The 18765-nt window shown below is 62.5% G+C and carries 13 protein-coding genes; 9 read left to right on the plus strand and 4 right to left on the minus strand.

Translation table 11 applies throughout. The annotated features are described in order from the left end of the window. Positions 1 to 112 precede the first annotated feature (112 nt). Positions 113 to 739, minus strand: a complete 627-nt coding sequence (pncA, locus tag ACQKKX_RS04140; protein ID WP_427569080.1) for a bifunctional nicotinamidase/pyrazinamidase — start codon at positions 737 to 739, stop codon at positions 113 to 115. Positions 740 to 1059: 320 nt separating this feature from the next. On the opposite strand from pncA, the gene ACQKKX_RS04145 reads away from it, so the two are divergent. The 3 genes from ACQKKX_RS04145 to ACQKKX_RS04155 all read left to right on the plus strand — a co-directional run bounded on the left by ACQKKX_RS04145 (position 1060) and on the right by ACQKKX_RS04155 (position 5354). After that, on the plus strand, positions 1060 to 2283 hold the full coding sequence (locus ACQKKX_RS04145) for a YeeE/YedE family protein (RefSeq protein ID WP_427569082.1): 1224 nt from the start codon (positions 1060 to 1062) through the stop codon (positions 2281 to 2283). A 281-nt stretch (positions 2284 to 2564) separates the two neighbouring features. Further along, positions 2565 to 4019: a tlde1 domain-containing protein gene (locus ACQKKX_RS04150; RefSeq protein WP_427569085.1), complete on the plus strand. Its 1455-nt coding sequence runs from the start codon at positions 2565 to 2567 to the stop codon at positions 4017 to 4019. Between the two features lie 297 nt (positions 4020 to 4316). Beyond that, positions 4317 to 5354, plus strand: a complete 1038-nt coding sequence (locus ACQKKX_RS04155; RefSeq protein WP_427569087.1) for an alpha/beta hydrolase fold domain-containing protein — start codon at positions 4317 to 4319, stop codon at positions 5352 to 5354. A gap of 273 nt (positions 5355 to 5627) precedes the next feature. Here ACQKKX_RS04155 and ACQKKX_RS04160 read toward each other — a convergent pair whose 3' ends face one another. Further along, a complete protein-coding gene (locus tag ACQKKX_RS04160; RefSeq protein WP_427569089.1) occupies positions 5628 to 6386 on the minus strand; it encodes a metallophosphoesterase in 759 nt (252 codons plus the stop codon). Between the two features lie 41 nt (positions 6387 to 6427). Beyond that, positions 6428 to 8935 (minus strand): ATP-dependent helicase, encoded by a 2508-nt coding sequence (locus tag ACQKKX_RS04165; RefSeq protein WP_427569092.1) that lies wholly within the window; start codon positions 8933 to 8935, stop codon positions 6428 to 6430. 307 nt (positions 8936 to 9242) lie between these two features. Between ACQKKX_RS04165 and ACQKKX_RS04170 the strand changes: the two genes are divergently transcribed. The 4 genes from ACQKKX_RS04170 (at position 9243) to ACQKKX_RS04185 (ending at position 16069) form a co-directional block, all read left to right on the plus strand. Continuing rightward, positions 9243 to 10418, plus strand: a complete 1176-nt coding sequence (locus ACQKKX_RS04170; RefSeq protein WP_427569095.1) for an efflux RND transporter periplasmic adaptor subunit — start codon at positions 9243 to 9245, stop codon at positions 10416 to 10418. Between the two features lie 23 nt (positions 10419 to 10441). Continuing rightward, positions 10442 to 13591, plus strand: a complete 3150-nt coding sequence (locus ACQKKX_RS04175; RefSeq protein WP_427569345.1) for an efflux RND transporter permease subunit — start codon at positions 10442 to 10444, stop codon at positions 13589 to 13591. Between the two features lie 76 nt (positions 13592 to 13667). Beyond that, the gene (locus tag ACQKKX_RS04180; protein ID WP_427569097.1) at positions 13668 to 15671 is read left to right on the plus strand and encodes a GAF domain-containing protein; all 2004 of its coding nucleotides are present in this window, start codon (positions 13668 to 13670) and stop codon (positions 15669 to 15671) included. A 2-nt stretch (positions 15672 to 15673) separates the two neighbouring features. Then, the gene (locus ACQKKX_RS04185; RefSeq protein WP_427569099.1) at positions 15674 to 16069 is read left to right on the plus strand and encodes a response regulator; all 396 of its coding nucleotides are present in this window, start codon (positions 15674 to 15676) and stop codon (positions 16067 to 16069) included. Positions 16070 to 16104: 35 nt separating this feature from the next. On the opposite strand, the gene ACQKKX_RS04190 is transcribed toward ACQKKX_RS04185, so the two are convergent. After that, positions 16105 to 16509 carry a RidA family protein gene (locus tag ACQKKX_RS04190; protein ID WP_427569100.1) on the minus strand — a complete coding sequence of 135 codons (405 nt, stop codon included), beginning with the start codon at positions 16507 to 16509 and terminating at the stop codon, positions 16105 to 16107. Between the two features lie 162 nt (positions 16510 to 16671). Here ACQKKX_RS04190 and ACQKKX_RS04195 point away from each other — a divergent pair, with 162 nt between their 5' ends. Beyond that, a complete protein-coding gene (locus tag ACQKKX_RS04195) occupies positions 16672 to 17259 on the plus strand; it encodes a TetR/AcrR family transcriptional regulator (protein ID WP_427569101.1) in 588 nt (195 codons plus the stop codon). A gap of 256 nt (positions 17260 to 17515) precedes the next feature. Continuing rightward, entirely contained in the window at positions 17516 to 18706 is a 1191-nt protein-coding gene (gene nhaA / locus ACQKKX_RS04200) for a Na+/H+ antiporter NhaA (RefSeq protein ID WP_427569102.1), read from the plus strand. Positions 18707 to 18765 lie beyond the last annotated feature (59 nt).

Below are 18765 nucleotides of genomic sequence, written 5' to 3' on the forward strand. Positions count from 1 at the left end.
TCCCGGCGCGCGGGCATTTGACCTGGCCGAGGACAGGGATTGCGAGCGGCGCCATGAAGGACTGGAGAGGTCGCGGCTGCACCCGACTTATTGACGCAGGGCTGGGGGGCGATCAGTCTGACAGGATGTCGTCGCTGGTAACGATGCCGATGCCGCGGGCGCGCATTTCCGCAATTGCGGAGGCAACGCCCTCGCGATCGATACCGCGGCTTGCATCTGACACGAATCGGACCGTCAGTTCCGGCAGCATGTCGCGCGCGTCCAGGGCGGAGAATTTAACGCAGTAGTCGGTGGCCAGCCCGCAGATGTCGAGTTCCTGCACACGTTGGGCCTTGAGATAGGCTGCAAGTCCGGTCAACGCCCCGCGGTCATTGTCGCGAAAGGCCGAATAGCTGTCGACGGCCGGGTTCTCGCCCTTCTGCTGGATGTAATCCACCGACCCGATATCGAGATCGGGATGAAACTCCGCATCCTGCGTGCCCTGAACGCAATGATCGGGCCACAGAACCTGCGGCTGGCCGGATAGCACGCCCTTGTCGAAGACCTTGGCGCCGGGATGTTGCGAGGCGAAGCTGCCATGGTCGGCCGGGTGCCAGTCCTGCGAAGCGACGATAACGTCGTAGCCGCCGTCGCGGATCAGCCGGTTGGCGACGGGTACCACCGCGTCCCCATCCGGAACCGGCAGATTGCCGCCCGGGCAAAAACCGTTCTGGATATCGATGAGCAGCAGCGCCTTCATGGCTCTTCTCCTTGCGCAATCCCATCGCTGCCGACCGTCTTCGGGCAAAGCAGCACCTCTGGAACTCTAGCATAAACCGCCGCCTCGGAAACAGTTCGGTGAGGCACCCGCGCCGGGTAAAGTGCCCACCTGACGGCGAGGCAACGGCCAGCATGCGGGCGGCACCCGGCTCCGGATATCGCCGCATCAACGCTATATTCTTTCTATCCAATCTTCCACTGGGCGAACAGGAATCTCTGTTCGCCCGCCCAGAGCGAATGACGTACCTCGTAGGCTGTCGCCAGGGCTCGTATAAAAGCGACATATCTAGGAGTTTTTCCATGACATTTTCTGCTTCCCCTGCCGAACCGCGTGCGGATATGCCCACGCTCGGCATTCCGGGTCTTGGCGCCCTCATCGTGCTGGTTGCCGGCACGTTGGCACTGGGTGTGGCTTACGGTCCCGCGCAAGGTGCGCTTTTCCTCGTCGGTGGCGCACTCGGCATTTCGCTTTACCATGCTGCTTTCGGTTTCACTTCCGCCTGGCGCGTCTTTATCGCCGAGGGCAGGGGACGGGGCCTGCGCGTTCAGATGCTGCTGCTGGCCCTTGCGGTCATCCTGTTTTTCCCGTTCCTCGCCAGCGGCACGTTGTTCGGCCATGAAGTGCGCGGCAATATTTCGCCGGCCGGCATCGGCGTCATGGTTGGCGCCTTCATGTTCGGTATAGGCATGCAGCTCGGTGGCGGTTGCGCTTCCGGCACGCTGTTTACCGCCGGCGGAGGCAATGCCCGCATGCTGGTGACGCTGTTCTTCTTCATCGTCGGCTCGCTGATTGGCACGATGCATACGCAATGGTGGGCGGCGCTGCCGGCGCTGCCGGCGACTGCGCTTTTCCAGCCTTTCGGCGCGCTGGGCGGCATTGCCGTTTCGCTGCTCATTTTCGGCGCCATCGCCGCCCTGACCGTCTTCGTGGAAAAGAAACGCAACGGCGCGCTCGAACAGGCACCGCCATCGCCGCGTCACGGCCTGTCGCGCTATCTGCGCGGTCCCTGGCCGCTGGTGTTCGGGGCGGTGGCGCTGGTCATCCTGAATTTCGCGACGTTGGCGCTTGCGGGTCGTCCATGGGGCATCACCTCCGCGTTCGCGCTGTGGGGCGCCAAGGGTGCGCAGCTGATCGGGATCGATGTCGCATCGTGGCCGCACTGGCAGCAACCAGCTAACGCCAAGGCACTGGCGCAGAGCGTGTTTGCCGACGTGACATCGGTCATGGATTTCGGCATCATCGCCGGTGCCATGCTGGCCGCCGCACTGGCCGGCAAGTTCGCGCCGAGCCTCGACATTCCGCTGCGCTCGGTGCTGGCCGCCGTCGTCGGGGGTCTGCTTCTCGGTTACGGCGCCCGCATCGCCTATGGCTGCAATATCGGCGCCTATTTTTCGGGCATTGCATCGGGCAGTCTTCACGGTTACCTTTGGGCCGTGGCTGCCTTTGTCGGCAACGTCATCGGCGTGCGCCTGCGCCCATGGTTCTTCATGGAGCGCTCGGTCGTGCGACGCATGGACGGCTGACGCATTGGGACGGCGGCGCGTTAAGCATAGCTGCCGCTTCCTCGCCGTATTTTGGCTAAATTTCCGACGGAAAGCGCCAGTATTAGCGCAATTGAATACTGACTGGGGATCGAAATCAGGGGCGGCGTAAACAATTTGGTTACCATAACTCGGCATTCTCTTCAGCAACCGGCGATCGCTGGCTCGGAGATTTCTGATCTCCCGCCGTGCGTGTTGCCCGATTTCGGTGGCGTGGCGTTCGGTAGCGCCACCGGTTTGCGTAGAGTGTGCGGGTAACCAGTATGGCGCTGACAATAGACAGTTTCGAAAACTCCTTTGAATGCCCCAATGGCAGGCGCAAGGGTCGAAAGGCCAAGGCGTCCGCAAGCAAGTCGAAAGGCGCTTTCGTCGGCACCGTTGTTCTTGGTGCAACCTTGCTCGGTGGTGTCTGGGTTGGTGCTGCCGTCCTGTCGGTGGGCAAGATGGCAGGCACAACGAGCCTCGCGCCGCAGCCGAAATTCCAAACCGTGTTGTCGATGCGCGTCGCCGCGCCGGTTCCAGTTGTGGCTGACGATCACCAGTCGGTGACCGTCGATAGCGACCGGCAGCGCCTGGTTGACGTTGCAAAATTTTCGCGAATTCCGACATCGGTCGATCCGAAATCGGGCCGTCTTGAAGGCGCCGAGGCATCGGTCATGGCCGCCTTGCGACCGGCCGACGAGGCCGTGCGCGCCGGGCTCGACATCGCGCTCGTCGCGGCTGCTGCCAAGATGAAGGCTGCCGAAGAGGACCGGCGCTTCGCGGCCCTGATGGCGGCCCGCCCGAATTCCGAGGCGATCCGCGGAGCTTTGATGCCGGCGATGCAGAGTGTTGTCGCTGTCGCGCCGCGCGGCGCCCTGCCGGATATCGTCCAGGATGTCGTGCCGGCCACGGACGTCGCGCAGCTTAAGACGATCGCGCCGGTCGAAGACAGTATGGAAATTGCCGCTGCCGACCCTGAGGCGCCAGCCCGTTCGAACGAACTTGCGCTTGGCGATGCCTTGCCGGAAAACGGGCCGATGCCGTTCGGCCGCCCGCAGGTCGCAAAGATCGTGGCCGCTTCCAAGCCAGCGAAGCCCGAGGTCGATCTTTCCGAAGGCGCCTCGCCGCGCAGTGGTCTCGATGCGATTGCCCGCGTTTCGCCGCAGAAGCCGACGCGTGACGAAAAGCCCGATACGGTTCTTGCCTATGCCAAGCCGGACAATCCGATGCGCCAGACGGCGCCGTCGGCCCCCTCCCGTTCGGCGCCGAACTGGTCGGGTCTCGGCTCCAAGGTGGCGGTGTACGATATTACCAATGCGACGGTCTATCTGCCGGACGGCAGCAAGCTCGAAGCGCATTCCGGCATCGGCAAGCTGCGCGACGATCCGAAGATGACGCATGTCAAGATGAAGGGGCCGACCCCTGCGGGAAGCTACAAGCTGTCGATGCGGGAAAAGCTGTTCCACGGCGTGGCGGCCATTCGGTTGACCTCGGTCGACGGAAAGAACCCGCTAAACCGGACCGGTCTGCTGGCCCATAGCTACCTGCTGCGCACACGCGGCGATTCGCACGGCTGCGTGGCCTTTGCGCAATACGACAAGTTCCTTGCGGCCTTCCGTCGCGGCGATATTACCCATCTGGTGATCGTCGACGAATGGGATGGCAAGCGTCCCGGACGCGGCGGCTCCTCCGGCAAGACGCTGGTGGACCTGTTCAAACGGGGCAACGACGCCTGATCCCGAAAATGTGATCCTTGAGCAAAGACGCTGCCTGCCGGGCGGCGTCTTTGTCGTTTGGTCGTTGTCGGGAATGACGCGGGGCGGCCAGGGGCTTTTGCGGCGGTACGCTGCGATTGCCGCGCATCGGGTGCAAAAGCATTCTTGACGGCGAAGGCTCATTCTCGCGAATATCGGCAAGCGCCCGCTTGCCGCGCTGCGCCCGGAGAATTGTGATCCATGCTCCTGCTTCTTGCCGCCGATCGCCGCCTCTCAAAGCAATCCTACTTCATCAGGCAGATGCCTTCCCGAACCCGAATGTGGCTTGCTGCTATCGCGCTGTCGCTCGCGGCCTGGCTGCCCCCGGCCGGCGAAGCGGTCGCGCAGGCCGAGGGCGCTCTGGTTTCCAGCAGGGCATGCCGTGCCGATTACCGTCAGTTCTGCCGCGGTATCCGTCCTGGCGGCGGCGCGGTAGCCACATGCCTGCGGGCGCATGCGAGCGAGGTTGCGCCGTCCTGCGCCTCTGCTCTCGCTCTGTTTCGAGCGGAACGCCGGCGCGGCGGGCCGGCAAGCGAGGTCTCAGCGCTACCGGAAGGCGTTCGCATCGAGCGCGATCTCGCCTATGGCGCACTGCCGCAGCAGCGCCTCGACCTCTATCAACCCGCAAAACCGACTGTCAACGCACCGATCATCGTCATGCTGCATGGCGGTGCCTGGGCGCTTGGTTCCAAATCGGCGGCGCAGGTGGTCGACAACAAGGTGACGCACTGGCTCCCCAAGGGCGCGCTGTTCGTTTCCATCGAGACGCGGCTTCTGCCGCAGGCAGATCCGCTTGCGCAGGCTGGGGACGCAGCCTTGGCGCTCGGCTTCGTGCAGAAGAACGCCGCCGGCTGGGGTGGGGATCCGCGCAAGATCGTGCTGATGGGGCATTCCTCCGGCGCCCATGTCGCCATGCTGGTGACCACCGATGGCGATCTCGCCCGCAAGGCGAAGCTCGAACCGTGGCTGGCGACCGTGGCGCTTGATAGCGCTGCGCTCGATGTCGAGGCGATCATGCGCGGCGAACATGCGCGCCTCTACGGCCGCGCTTTCGGCCGGGACCCAACCCGGTGGCGGAAAGCCTCGCCGGCTGCGCAGCTCCGGGACGGTAAGAGCCTGCCGCCGATCCTGTTGGTCTGTTCCAGTCTGCGCCAAACGTCCTGCCCACAGGCGCGTGCGTTTGCTGCAAAGGCCGGCAGCCGTGTCTCGACGCTTGCCGTCGCACTGCGCCATGAAGCCATCAATGCCGATCTCGGTCGGCCGGGCGTCTATACCACGGATGTCGACGCCTTCCTGCACCGGCAGGGATTGCGCTGAGGCGCTAGAGCGGGTCGCAGCTAATCTGCGCCATTCTGTTGGCTTAGACGGAGTCGGCTCTCCGTTCGGCCGGCGCGTGTGGTAGCCAAAGCATACGGCCAAGCCGGCCGAACGAATAGGCGGCCGGTATCAATCAACCCCGCATTTGATCAGAAGGAAGGAGGGGCGGGCATCTTTCCGTCAGGGGCAGAGGCGATCGGCCCGAACGTACCCCAAGGTATGCCCTTCGCTAATCGGCGCCGGCAGAATGGCTCAGATTAGCTGCGAGGTGCGCTAGACCTCCACCACGAGGCCAGCATCGAACAGCGTATGCGTCCGCTCGCCGGGATAACCACGCGGGTTGGCAAGGACGCGCGTCTCGCCGATCCGGTAATCACAGGCGACGTGGACATGGCCGTGGATCCACAAATCGGGCTTTGCGGCAAGGATTGTCTCTTCGAGGTCCGAAGCATAGGCCGCCGAGATCGGTCTTTCACGCTGACGTTCGGGAAGCGACAGACGACTTGGCAGATGGTGCGTCACCACGACCCGCGGTCCGTCCTTCGGCGTGGCTGCCAGCGCATGTTCGATGGCTACCCGATCGGCCACGTGTTTTTCGCGGGTAAGGGCCGGCGTCAAGGGTTGTGGCGGATCCTGTAGATAAAGAGTGCGGCGGTAATCGTTCATCCGCTCGCCTGCGAGCGCCATGGCCGCCTGCGCATCGCCCAGCATCGCAAAATCCGTCCACAGCGTCGCGCCGATAAAAAGAGTACCGCCAAGCGTCACCGTACCGCCGTCGAGAAAATGGATGTCATCAAGCAGAGGTGCGGCCTCGCGTGCAGCCTGCAGACTGTCGCGGAAAACGGCGTCGTAAAATTCGTGATTGCCTGCGACAAACACCACCGGCATGCGGAAGGAAACATGATCATGGAGCCAGCGCAGGCTCGGCACGATGCCGTGGATGGTCAGGTCGCCCGCACAGACGCATACATCCGCCTGCGGGATTTTCAACGGCAGCCGCATAGGCGACGCTTCCAGATGCAGATCGGACATGACCCATATTTTCACGCCCGACCTCGCTCTCTATTTTCGCGTCACACCTTCTCGACGAAGCCGTCGAGCACGCGCTTCTGCCCGGCGCGGTCGAATTCGATGGTCAGCTTGTTGCCCTCGATCGCCGCCACGTTGCCATTTCCGAACTTAATGTGGAACACCCGGTCGCCGACGGCAAATTTCGAAGGCGTGCTTGCGACCGATTTGGCCACGAGTTCGCCTTCGATCATGCGGCCGCGTGGCCCCGTTTCACCGTAACCGATACGCTCGACCGCATGGCCGGAGCGCGAACCCCAATTGTCGCGGGTGGCATCCGTCTTGTTGGCCTGGGCGCGTTTCCAGCCGGGCGTTGCGTAGGAATTGGCGAAGGGGTCGGCCTTGTCGAAGCGTGACTGGCCATAGCCGCCGCGCCCGCCATAGCCGCCATAGCTGCTATCGGAAGGTTCGGCGACATCGACATGCGCCGGCGGCAATTCATCAAGGAAACGCGATGGCATAGTCGATTGCCACAGGCCGTGGATGCGCCGGTTGGAGACGAACCAGAGATGGCAGCGGCGTTTTGCGCGTGTAAGGCCCACATAGGCGAGACGACGTTCTTCCTCCAGGCCGGAGCGACCGCCTTCGTCCAGCGCGCGCTGGTGCGGGAAAAGCCCTTCTTCCCAGCCGGGAAGGAACACGGTGTCGAACTCCAGCCCCTTGGCCGAATGCAGCGTCATGATCGAGACGGCATCGAGGTTCTCGTTAGTCTCCGCATCCATGACCAGCGCAACATGCTCAAGGAAACCGCGCATGGATTCGAACTGCTCCATCGAGCGGACCAGTTCCTTGAGGTTTTCGAGACGGCCTGGCGCCTCCGCCGACTTGTCGTTCTTCCACATGTCGGTATAGCCCGACTCTTCAAGTATCTGTTCAGCCAGCTCGGTATGTGGAACGGTTTCAAGACGTTCCTGCCAGTTCTTGAAACTCTGGACGACGTCGAACAGCGCCTTGCGCGCCTTCGGCTTCAACTCGTCCGTCTCGATGATATCACCTGCTGCGGCAAGCATGGGAATGTCGCGCGTGCGGGCATAGTCGTGCAGGTTACGGATGGTCGTATCGCCTAGTCCGCGTTTGGGCGTGTTCACGATGCGCTCGAAGGCCAGATCGTCGGAGGACTGGCAGACGAGGCGGAAATAGGCCATCGCATCGCGCACTTCGAGACGCTCGTAAAAGCGCGGACCGCCGATGACGCGGTAATTGAGGCCGAGCGTGACGAAACGGTCTTCGAATTCGCGCATCTGGAAGGAGGCGCGCACGAGGATCGCCATGTCGTTCAACGCGTGCTTCTTGCCATCGGTGCTGTCGCCGCGTTGCAGCCGCTCGATTTCCTCGCCGACTGCGCGCGCTTCCTCTTCGGAATCCCAGGCGGCGTGCACCTGCACCTTCTCGTCATCCGGTTCTTGACGGTCGGTAAACAGCGTCTTGCCCAGGCGTCCTTCATTGTGGGCGATCAGATGACCGGCAGCGCCGAGAATATGCTCCGTGGAGCGATAGTTGCGCTCGAGCTTGATGACCTTGGCGCCGACGAAATCCTTTTCGAAGCGCAGGATATTGTCCACTTCGGCGCCACGCCAGCCATAGATCGACTGGTCGTCGTCACCCACGCAGCAGACATTCTGCGGAACGCCCTTCGGCCGCTGCGCAAGCAGCCTCAGCCACATGTACTGCGCGGTGTTGGTGTCCTGATACTCGTCCACCAGAATGTAACGAAAGCGCTCGTGATATTCCTTGAGCAGATCCGGCGCCTTGCGGAACAGTGCGATCGGATGCAGCAGAAGGTCGCCGAAATCGCAGGCGTTCAGCGTGCGCAGACGCGCCTGATAGGCAGCGTAGAGCTCGCGGCCCTTGCCGTTCGCAAAGGCGCGGGCATCGCCTTCCGGGATGTCTGGCGGAAGCAGCCCCTTGTTTTTCCAGCCGTCGATCATGCCCGCGAACTGCTTGGCCGGCCAGCGCTTGTCGTCGAGACCTTCGGCCTGGATCAGCTGCTTGATCAGCCGCACGACGTCGTCGGTGTCGAGAATGGTGAAGTCCGAGCGAAGGCCTACCAGCTCCGCATGACGGCGCAACAGTTTCACGCCGATCGAATGGAATGTGCCCAGCCACGGCATGCCTTCCACCGCGCCGCCGACGAGAACACCGATGCGCTCCTTCATCTCGCGTGCCGCCTTGTTGGTGAAGGTGACAGCAAGAATCTGGCTCGGCCATGCTTTTCCGGTCGCCAGAATATGGGCGATGCGGGTTGTCAGCACGCGCGTCTTGCCGGTGCCGGCACCGGCGAGAACGAGGACTGGGCCGTCTGTCGTCTCGACAGCCTCGCGTTGTTCCGGGTTGAGGCCCGACAGGTAGTCGATGGAAGGCCGGTTCTGATCGCGGGCGGCCATTGCGCGCGCCGCGATGCCAAGACCGCCCGCGGCTGGGCTGGCGGCATCCTCAGTCCGGCCGCGCTGCGGCTGGCGGCGGGGTTCCGGCTCTTCATCGAAGAACGGAATATCGTCGAAACTATTGCTCATGGGCGCCAATGTAGTGATTCGGAACCGAAAGGCCAGAAAGATGTTCTGCTTTCATTCCAACGCTGCGCCGTGACTGTGGACTTTTTCAGACCCGGCGCCGGGTAAAGTGAAAACCGCTGGCGCCGGGCGGGTGATGGTCATAGCCGCCCGTAGTTTTCCAAGCGGACATCCGCAGCCGACATATGCTTGCAATTTCGCGAGGTTACAAATCGGTAAGGTCGGCTGCGAAGCATTGCGCGGAACGGCCGAAGCGAACATAATTGTAGCCGTGCGACCTGCCTACTTACCTTGAATGCCGGAGAAATGCATGCGGATCGGAAACCAGCTCGTGATCTCGGCGGCGATGTTGCTTGCAGGCCTCTGTCTCTGGGTGTGGCTGTCGGCAGACGCCGGCCGTACGCTGGTTGCGATGGGTGTTCCCGAAGGCGCCGTCGCCAAGATCAATCCGGCCGTCAGCGAACCCGTCTCGGCGGAGCCGTCCTCCGGCAGCAGGGCGCCAGCCGGGACCCAACGCGGCGGCGGTGGGCAGCAAACGGTTCTGGTCGCTACACGCCCCGTTGGTAAGGGTGTTGTCAACGACCAGTTGTCGGCAATCGGCAGCGGCGAGGCTATCCAGTCGGTCATCGTCATGCCGCAGGCCTCCGGGACCATCAACGAAATTCACGTGAAGTCGGGCGATCGCGTCCGCAAGGGCACGGTTCTTGCCCAGCTCGACGATGATGAGCAGATCATCGTGCGCGATCAGGCACAGGTCGTGCTGCGCAGCGCCCGCGAAAAGTCGGACAGCTATTCGGCGCTGAAGAGCTTTTCGCGTCTCGAGGTTCTCGATGCGCAGATCGCCAAGGAAACCGCGCAGCTGACGCTCACCAATGCCGAACTGGCATTGAAGCGCCGTTCCGTGGTGGCGCCGATCGATGGCATTGTCGGCATCGTGGCTGTCAATATCGGCGACAACGTTACCACCACGAGCAATATCGTTCAGCTGGATAACCGCGAGCAATTGCTGGTGGACTTCTGGGCGCCGGAACGGTTTGCCGTGCAGGTCAAGGTCGGCATGCCGGTCGAGGCGACGTCCGCCTCGCGTCCGGGCCGCGTGTTCGAGGGCGAAGTCGAGGCGGTCGACAACCGTGTCGATCCGGCCAGCCGCACCATCCGGATCCGGGCCAAGATCGACAACGAGGACGATCTTCTGCGCGCCGGCATGTCGTTCGGCGTAACGATGCGTTTTCCCGGCGAAACCTATGCCTCCGTCGATCCGCTTTCGGTCCAGTGGGACAGCAAGGGCTCGTTCGTGTGGCAGATCGTCGACAAGAAGTCGGTGAAGGCCCGCGTGCGCATCATTCAGCGCAATCCCGACGCCATTCTCGTCGCCGGGGACGTGAAGGAGGGCGACATGGTCGCGACCGAAGGCCTGCAACGTGTTCGCGAAAACGGCACGGTGCGCGTGGCCGGTGAAAAGACGCCGGAGGTCGCCAGCCGATGAGCATCAACGACGAGAGCGAACACATGTCCGGCCACGGCAAAAGCGCTGACAGCCAGAAGAGTTTCACGGCATTGTTCGTGCGTCGCCCGGTGCTCGCTGCCGTCTTGAACACGCTGTTGGTGGTCGCCGGTCTGGCGGCCCTCGTCGGTATCGAAGTGCGCGAACTTCCGGACGTCGACCAACCGGTCATCAGCGTGCGCACCACCTATGACGGCGCCTCGGCCCAGACGATGGACCAGGAAGTCACCGACGTCATCGAGGGCGCAGTCGCTCGCGTCAGCGGCCTTAAGTCCATTTCTTCGGTTTCCGATTTCGGCCAGAGCCGCGTCACGCTGGAATTCAGCGACACGGCCGATCTGGCGGTGGCCGCCAACGACGTGCGGGATGCGCTGGGTCGCGTCACCAACCAGTTGCCGGAGGATGCCGACGAACCCCGCATCATCAAGGCCGACAGCGACAGCCAGCCGATCATGCGTCTCGCCGTCACTTCCACGACGCTGTCGATGGAAGATCTGACGCTTCTGGTCGATAATGAAATCTCCGACCGTCTGGCGGCCGTCGACGGTGTCGCCGATGTCGAGCTCTACGGCGATCAGGAAAAGGTTTTTCGTGTCGATGTCGACCAGGAAGCGCTGGCGGGCCGCGGGCTGACGATCGCCGATCTTTCCAACGCGCTGTCGACCGCCGCACTTGATGTGCCGGCCGGATCACTGGAATCCTCGACGCAGGATATCATCGTCCGCGCCACCGCCAATCTCACAACGCCGCACGATTTCGAAAACGTCCTGATCGGCGACAATGTTCGCATCCGCGACGTGGCGACCGTCATGCTCGGTCCGGACGACGGCACCACCGCTTTGCGGTCCAACGGCGTCCCGGGCGTGGGTCTCGGTGTCCTGCGCCAAGCGCAGTCGAACACCCTGAACATTTCCGAAGGGGTTAAGGCTGCGGTTGCCGCCCTGCAGCCGACCCTGCCGGAAGGAACGCGCATCGCCATCACCAGCGACGATGCCGTCTTCATCGACGGCGCGCTGCATGAAGTCGAGATCGCGCTCGGCCTTTCCAGCCTGATCGTCGTCGTGGTCATCTATCTCTTCCTGCGCGACTGGAAGGCGACGCTGATCCCGGCGCTGACGATCCCGGTGGCGCTGATCGGCACGTTGGTGGCGATCTACATGGTCGGCTTTTCCATCAATATCCTGACGCTGCTCGCCATCGTGCTGGCCACCGGTCTGGTGGTGGACGACGCGATCGTGGTTCTCGAAAACATCGTGCGCCGGCGCGCCGAAGGCATGGGACCGCGCGCCGCTGCCGTGCTTGGCACGCAGGAAGTGTTTTTCGCCGTGCTAGCAACGACCGCCACGCTTGCTGCCGTCTTCATTCCGCTCTCCTTCCTACCAGGCCAGATGGGGGGCTTGTTCCGCGAGTTCGGTTTCGTGCTGGCCTTTGCCGTCGGCCTGTCGTCGATCACGGCGCTGACGCTCTGCCCGATGCTGGCGTCGCGCATGCTGACCAAGCCGATGCGCGAGGATCACGGCATGCTCGGCCGCTTCGGCGGTGTCCTGGGCGGCCTTTACACCCGCAGCCTCAGCGCCTGCCTGAATGCGCCACTCGCCGTCATCATCATCGGTCTGCTCATCGCCGGCGTCGCCTATACGATGTTCGGCAGGGTGCACAGCGAACTGACGCCGCAGGAAGACCGCGCCATGGTCATGCTGCGCGCTACTGCACCGGAAGGCGTCAGCCTCGAATATACCCGCGACAAGCTTCAACTGATCGAGGAAAAGCTGCAGCCGCTGCGTGACAGCGGCGAGATCCAGAACATCTTTTCCATTTCGGGGCAGGGTGGCGCGTCCAACAGCGGCTTCATGGTGCTGACGCTGGCACCGTGGAATGAACGTGAGCGCACACAGGCGGACATCGTAAAGGATATCAATGCCGCCGTTTCCACTGTTCCGGCGCTGCGCGCCAATGCCATTCAGCAGAACAGCCTACGTATTCGCGGTGCCGGCAATGGCCTGCAGATGGCGTTGGTGGGCACCAATCACGAGGCCCTGACGGCATCGGCACAGAAGCTGATCGAGGCGCTGCGGGAAACCAACCTGTTCGATACGCCGCGTCTTAACGACGAGCCGAACCAGGCGCAGATCTTTGTCACCGTCAATCGCGAGCGGGCGTCCGATCTCGGTATCGATATCAAGGCGCTCGGCACTTCCATTCAGTCGCTCCTGGAAGGCAGGTCGGTCGTCGATGTCTTCGTTGATGGCGAGGCGATCCCGGTCAAGCTGAAATCGACGACACGGCCACTGGATGACCCGACGGATCTTGAAAACATCTTCCTGAAGACCAAGGACGGCCGCATGGTGCCGATGTCGACGGTGGCGACGCTGCAGGAACGCGCCGTCTCGCCAACGCTGCGACGCGAACAGCAACTGGCCGCCGTGTCCTTCTCTGCCGGCCTCAAGGACGGCGTCTCGCTCGGTCAGGCCGTGCAGGTGGCAACGCAGCTGGCTGAACCGCTGATACCGCAGGGCTCGCGCCTCATCCCGCTTGCCGAAGCGGCGACGCTTCAGGAAAACTCCTCCGGCATGGCGCTTACCTTCGGTTTCGCCATCGCCATCATCTTCCTGGTTCTGGCAGCGCAGTTTGAGAGCGTCCTGTCGTCGATCATCATCATGTCGACCGTACCGCTCGGGTTGGCCTGCGCCGTCTTCGCGCTGGTGCTGACCGGATCGAGCCTCAACGTCTACAGCCAGATCGGTCTCGTGCTCCTCATCGGCGTCATGGCCAAGAACGGCATTCTGATCGTTGAATTCGCCAACCATTTGCGCGATGCCGGCGCGACGTGCCGCGAGGCGATCGAAAAGGCCTGCAGCATCCGCCTGCGGCCTGTCATGATGACGATGATCGCGGCCGTGCTCGGTGGCGTGCCGCTGGTGCTGGCGCAGGGAGCGGGTGCCGAGGCGCGCATCGCGCTCGGTTGGGTGATCGTCGGCGGGCTGGGCATGGCGACGCTTGTCACGCTCTACATCACCCCGGTCGCCTATCTGCTCCTTGCCCGCTTCGGCAAGCCGCATGCGCAGGAAGCGCAGCGCTTGACAGACGAACTGGCGCTGGCGCACGGCCAGGCTGCCAACGCGCCGAAGCAGCGCCCCTTGCAGGCTGCCGAATAGAATATCGGCCGGGTAGAGTTCGATGTTGCTTTTTTAGCAGTTTCCTCCATGTTGGCGACGGGGTGATGCGGAGAGGGTGCTGGATACGGTGACATCGGAGCGGGACGACACCAGAAGGCTGGAAGCCCTTGCCCTCTATAATATTCTAGATACGCCATCAGAGCCCGAATTTGACGATATCGTGCTGCTGGCCGGGCATTTGTGTCACGCGCCGGTCGCTCTGGTGAGCCTTCTCGATAGGGATCGCCAGTGGTTCAAGGCGCGTCTCGGGTTTGATCGCAGCGAAGGGCCGATCGAGCAGTCGGTCTGCCAGCATGCGCTATCAAGCCCGGACGTGCTGGTCATTCCAGACCTCACCCTCGACCCGAGAACCAACGACAATATTGCCGTTACCTCTGATCCGCATTTCCGCTTTTATGCCGGTGCGCCGTTGATTTCTGCTGAGGGCGTGCCCGTCGGTACGCTCTGCGTCATCGACTACGCGGCTCGGCCCAACGGTTTGACAGAGATGCAGCGCAAGTCGTTGTCGGCGCTGGCGCGTCAGGTCGTTGTGCTTCTGGAAATGCGCCACACGTCCAGCCGCAAGGATGATCTCTTCCGCCGTCAAAAACGCATCAGTTCCGAGGTGCGCGCCATCGCGGCCAGTAGTATCGCAGCCCAGGAAGCCGGCGGGATCGGCACGTTCGACATCGACATTGCAAGCGGCCGGATGAAGATCTCCGCCGAGGGCTGCCGCATCTTCCGCCTGCCAGTGCAGGATGAGTACCCGGCGGACGTCATCTACGATTTCATCCTGCCTGAGGACCGCCATCTGCCATCGGCCGACAAGACCCGCGCCGATGGGTCGGCAATGCTCGAGGCGCAGTACCGTATCGTCACGCCCCGGGAAGGCATCCGCTGGATTTCGCGACGCGCCTCCTTCCACCACGATGCAGATGGGCGGCCGGTGCGTATGGTGGGTACGCTGCAGGACATTACCGAACAACGCGCGGCGCAGGCGCGCATGCAGGCGATGATGGAACTGGGTGACGTGCTGCGCGACATGGAAGACGTCCAACAGGCCGCCTTCGACGCCGCCGAACTGATGGCGCGGGCGCTCGGCGCCACGCAGGCGGGATTCGGTCTCGTCGATTCCCTTTCCGAAACCGTGATGATCCAGCCGGACTGGCGTGCTCCCGGCGTTTCTACATTCGAAGGACTGCGCCGCTTCCGAGACTACGGGTCCTTCTTCGACGATCTGCGCCGGGGCGAAACCGTCATGATCGGCGATGTTACCGCCGATCCGCGCACCTGCGATCATGCCCAGGCTCTCCTCGACGTGGGGGTACGCGTTCTTGTCAACGTGCCGATCTTCGACAGGGGCCGGTTCACGCTTCTCGTATTTGTGCACTATCAGGACCCGCACGAATGGAGCCATCAGGAGGTGGATTTCATTCGCAGCGTAGGCGACCGGTTGCAGGCAGCCATCGGCCGTCTTCTGGCCGAGCAGGATCAGGACATACTCAATCGGGAACTCAGCCATCGGCTCAAGAATACGCTGTCGATCGTTCAGGCGATCGCCACCCAGACGCTCAAACCCATCACGCAACGTGACCCGATCATCGCTTTCGAAAAACGCCTTCAGGCGCTCAGTTCCGCGCATGACGTGCTGATCCACCGCAACTGGACCGGCGCGGATCTGAAAGCCCTTGTCTCCGGCACGCTCGATCGCATCGGCATGCTGGAACGATCGGAGATCAGCGGTCCTCCGGTCTTCATGGGGCCGAAAGCGACGCAATCGGTGATGCTTCTCCTGCATGAACTGGCCACCAATGCGGTCAAATACGGCAGCCTGTCGAACGATAGGGGCAGGATCGCGGTCGACTGGAAGGTAACGGAAGAGGGAGACCAGCCTGAATTGCGCTTTACCTGGCGCGAAAGCGACGGCCCGGCTGTGGCCGAGCCGAAACGTCGGGGTTTCGGTTCGCGGCTGATCCGTTTGGGATTGCTGGGAACCGGAGACGTCGATATCCGTTATGATCCCCTGGGGCTGATGGTTGTCATGACCGCCTCATTGTCGCATTTGCAAGAGGCAGGCTGAGAATGGGGCAATCCCAGGCGTTTGGAAGGCCTGTCGTGCTCGTGGTCGAAGATGAACCGCTGTTGCGCATGATGGCGATCGACCTCGTCGAGGATGCCGGTCTCGAAGCCATCGAAGCCGCCAATGGCGACGAGGCGCTCAGGCTTCTGGAATGTCGAAGCGATATCCGTGTGGTTTTCACGGATATCGATATGCCCGGCAGCATGGATGGCCTGGATCTGGCGGCGGCGGTGCGCGATCGCTGGCCGCCGATCGAGATCATACTGACATCCGGCCATATCCATGTCAGCGAGATCGATTTGCCTCAGCGCGGCGCATTCTTTTCCAAGCCCTACGACCATGGCCAGGTGATGCGCGCGCTGCAGTCGATGACCGGCGAGGGCGATGACCGGCTTTGACGCATGGCGGATCGCAGACCCGCCATGCGCAGGCATCAATTGCTGGCAGCCGACGGAAGACGGGCAACCACCTTGATCTCGAAATCGAAGCCGGCAAGCCATGTGACGCCAACAGCCGTCCATGTCGGGTAGGGCGGTTCGCCGAAAAATTCGGCTTTGACCTTCATGATGGTTTCGAACTGTGCCTCGGGATCGGTGTGGAATGTGGTGACATCGACAACATCATCCAGCGTTGCGCCCGCAGCCTTTAACACGGCAATCAGATTGGCGAAGGCGCGGCGCACCTGCGTTTCAAAGTCCGTTTCGGGCGTCCCGTCGCTGCGGCTTCCCACCTGGCCTGATACGAATAACAGGTCGCTGGCGCGCACGGCGGCTGAATAGCCATGTTGATCGTAGAGTGCATGGCGTCCCTCGGGAAAGATAGCTTCGCGTTTTGACATGGGCTCGGCCTTTCTACTGGTTTTGGTATCTGGAACCGCTGGGGAGCGTGCTGTCTGATCGCTATGCAGCAGCATCGAATTTTGATATACGCCCCGTATTTCAATATTCGGATACGGGGCGTATGTCAATTACAAATACGTTGCGTATGTGAGAGGGGTGTGATGGCAGTATCTCGCAGTGAGTCGATGAAGGAGAACCGGGCGAGGCTGATCGCTTCGGCGCGAAGGGCTTTCGCGGAAAAAGGCTATGCAGCGGCATCGATGGATGAACTGACGTCGGCCGCCGGATTGACGCGCGGCGCGCTCTATTCCGGCTTTGGCGACAAGCGAGGTTTGCTGGCAGCCGTTGTCGAAGAGATCGATGGTGAGATGGCGGTGAAGGCGGGCGCGGTTGGCGCAACAAGCCCGGATCTATGGGATGGCCTTATGCGCCAGGCGGCAGCCTATATCGAAATGGCGCTCAATCCGGAGGTGCAAAGGATCGTTCTGCTTGATGGCCCCGCTGTCCTCGGCGATCCGTCCTCCTGGCCAAGCCAGAACAGTTGTCTGAAGGAGACAATGATTGCGGTGCGCCAGTTGGCGGAGGAGGGAAGATTGAAGCCGGTGGATGTCGAGGTCGCCGGCCGGCTACTGTGCGGGGCAGCCTTTGATGCGGCCCTGTGGGTGGCGGCCAGCGACGATCCACCAGCTGCGTTGCCAAAAGCGGTCGAAGCTTTCCGCGCGCTGGCCGAGGGCCTGCTTGCGCAGTGACGGCACCGGCGCCGACGCGAATGTGGCCGTGCATTGCGATCTCGCTCGGCGATGCAGCTAATCCCAAGCACCTGTTTCGGCGGACCTGTTCCGTCGTCTGCCATGCTGGCCGAGGCAACGGGAAAACCGATCGATTTCAATGGAAAACCATCGGCTCCTGCGCTATATCAAGGGCTATTGCGTGTGCTGCGTGCGCTGCGGGTTCCCCGAAATCGACGGAGACTAAAGTCAACCTTCCAAAAGGGAGCGATAACTCTTGTCTTCACTTATGTCCCCGGGTCGTATCCAGTCCACGTTCCGCCACTTTCTCGACAACGAGGCTGCAGGTGGTCTTGTCCTGATGATTATGGCGGCGCTCGCGATCATCGTCGCCAATTCTCCCCTTTCTGAGCCCTATTTCCACGCCCTGCATATCTATATCGGCCCGCTCAGCCTGCAGCACTGGATCAACGACGCACTGATGGCGGCCTTCTTTCTGCTGGTCGGGCTCGAGATCAAGCGCGAGATGCTCGACGGTCAGCTTTCGACATGGAGCCGGCGTGTTCTTCCCGGGGCGGCCGCCGCCGGGGGCATGCTGTTTCCCGCGCTGTTTTACGTGGCCTTCAACTGGAACAATCCCGCCGCCCTGCGCGGCTGGGCAGTGCCGACAGCCACCGACATCGCCTTCGCGCTCGGCGTGCTCTCGCTCCTGGGGTCACGCGTGCCCGCCTCGCTGAAAATTTTCCTGGCGGCGCTCGCCATCATCGACGATCTCGGCGCCGTGATGGTGATTGCGGTCTTCTATACGGCCGAACTCAACGGTCTGGCGCTTGCCGGCGCGGCACTGACGCTCGCTGTCCTGTTTTCGCTCAACCGGATGAAAGTTGGGTCCCTCGTGCCCTATCTTCTGCTCGGCGCCGTGCTGTGGGTTCTGGTTTTTGCGTCCGGCGTCCATGCCACGCTCGCCGGTGTGCTTCTGGCGCTGACCATTCCGCTGAAGCTGACGCCCGGCACGCCCGAAGCATCGCATGACGTATCGCCGCTGCACCGGCTGGAACACCGGCTGCACAAACCCGTCGCCTTCATCATCGTACCGATCTTCGGTTTTGCCAATGCCGGCGTGTCGCTGGCCGGGGTCTCGCTCTCGCTGTTCTCCGAACCGCTGACCATGGGCGTTGCCGTCGGGCTTCTGGCGGGCAAGGTCGTCGGTGTTCTCGGCACGGTGGCGCTTCTGGTCAAGCTACGGCTGGCGCAACTGCCTGCCAAGTCCACATGGCCCCAAATGGCCGGCACGGCGCTTCTTTGCGGCATCGGCTTCACCATGTCGCTGTTCATCGGGCTTCTGGCCTTCGATGATCCGACAGTGCAGGATCACGTCAAGATCGGTATTCTGCTGGGATCGCTGGCATCAGGCATCCTGGGCGCCGTATTGCTGATGCTGGTCGGCCGGCGCAAACCGGCGATCTGACCGATCGCCCCTGCAAGCCCGTAGGCCCGGCCGCGGCGAAGCAATGCATGGGTTTCCAT

This window comes from Neorhizobium sp. NPDC001467 (genome assembly GCF_050275975.1).
GTDB lineage: Bacteria > Pseudomonadota > Alphaproteobacteria > Rhizobiales > Rhizobiaceae > Neorhizobium.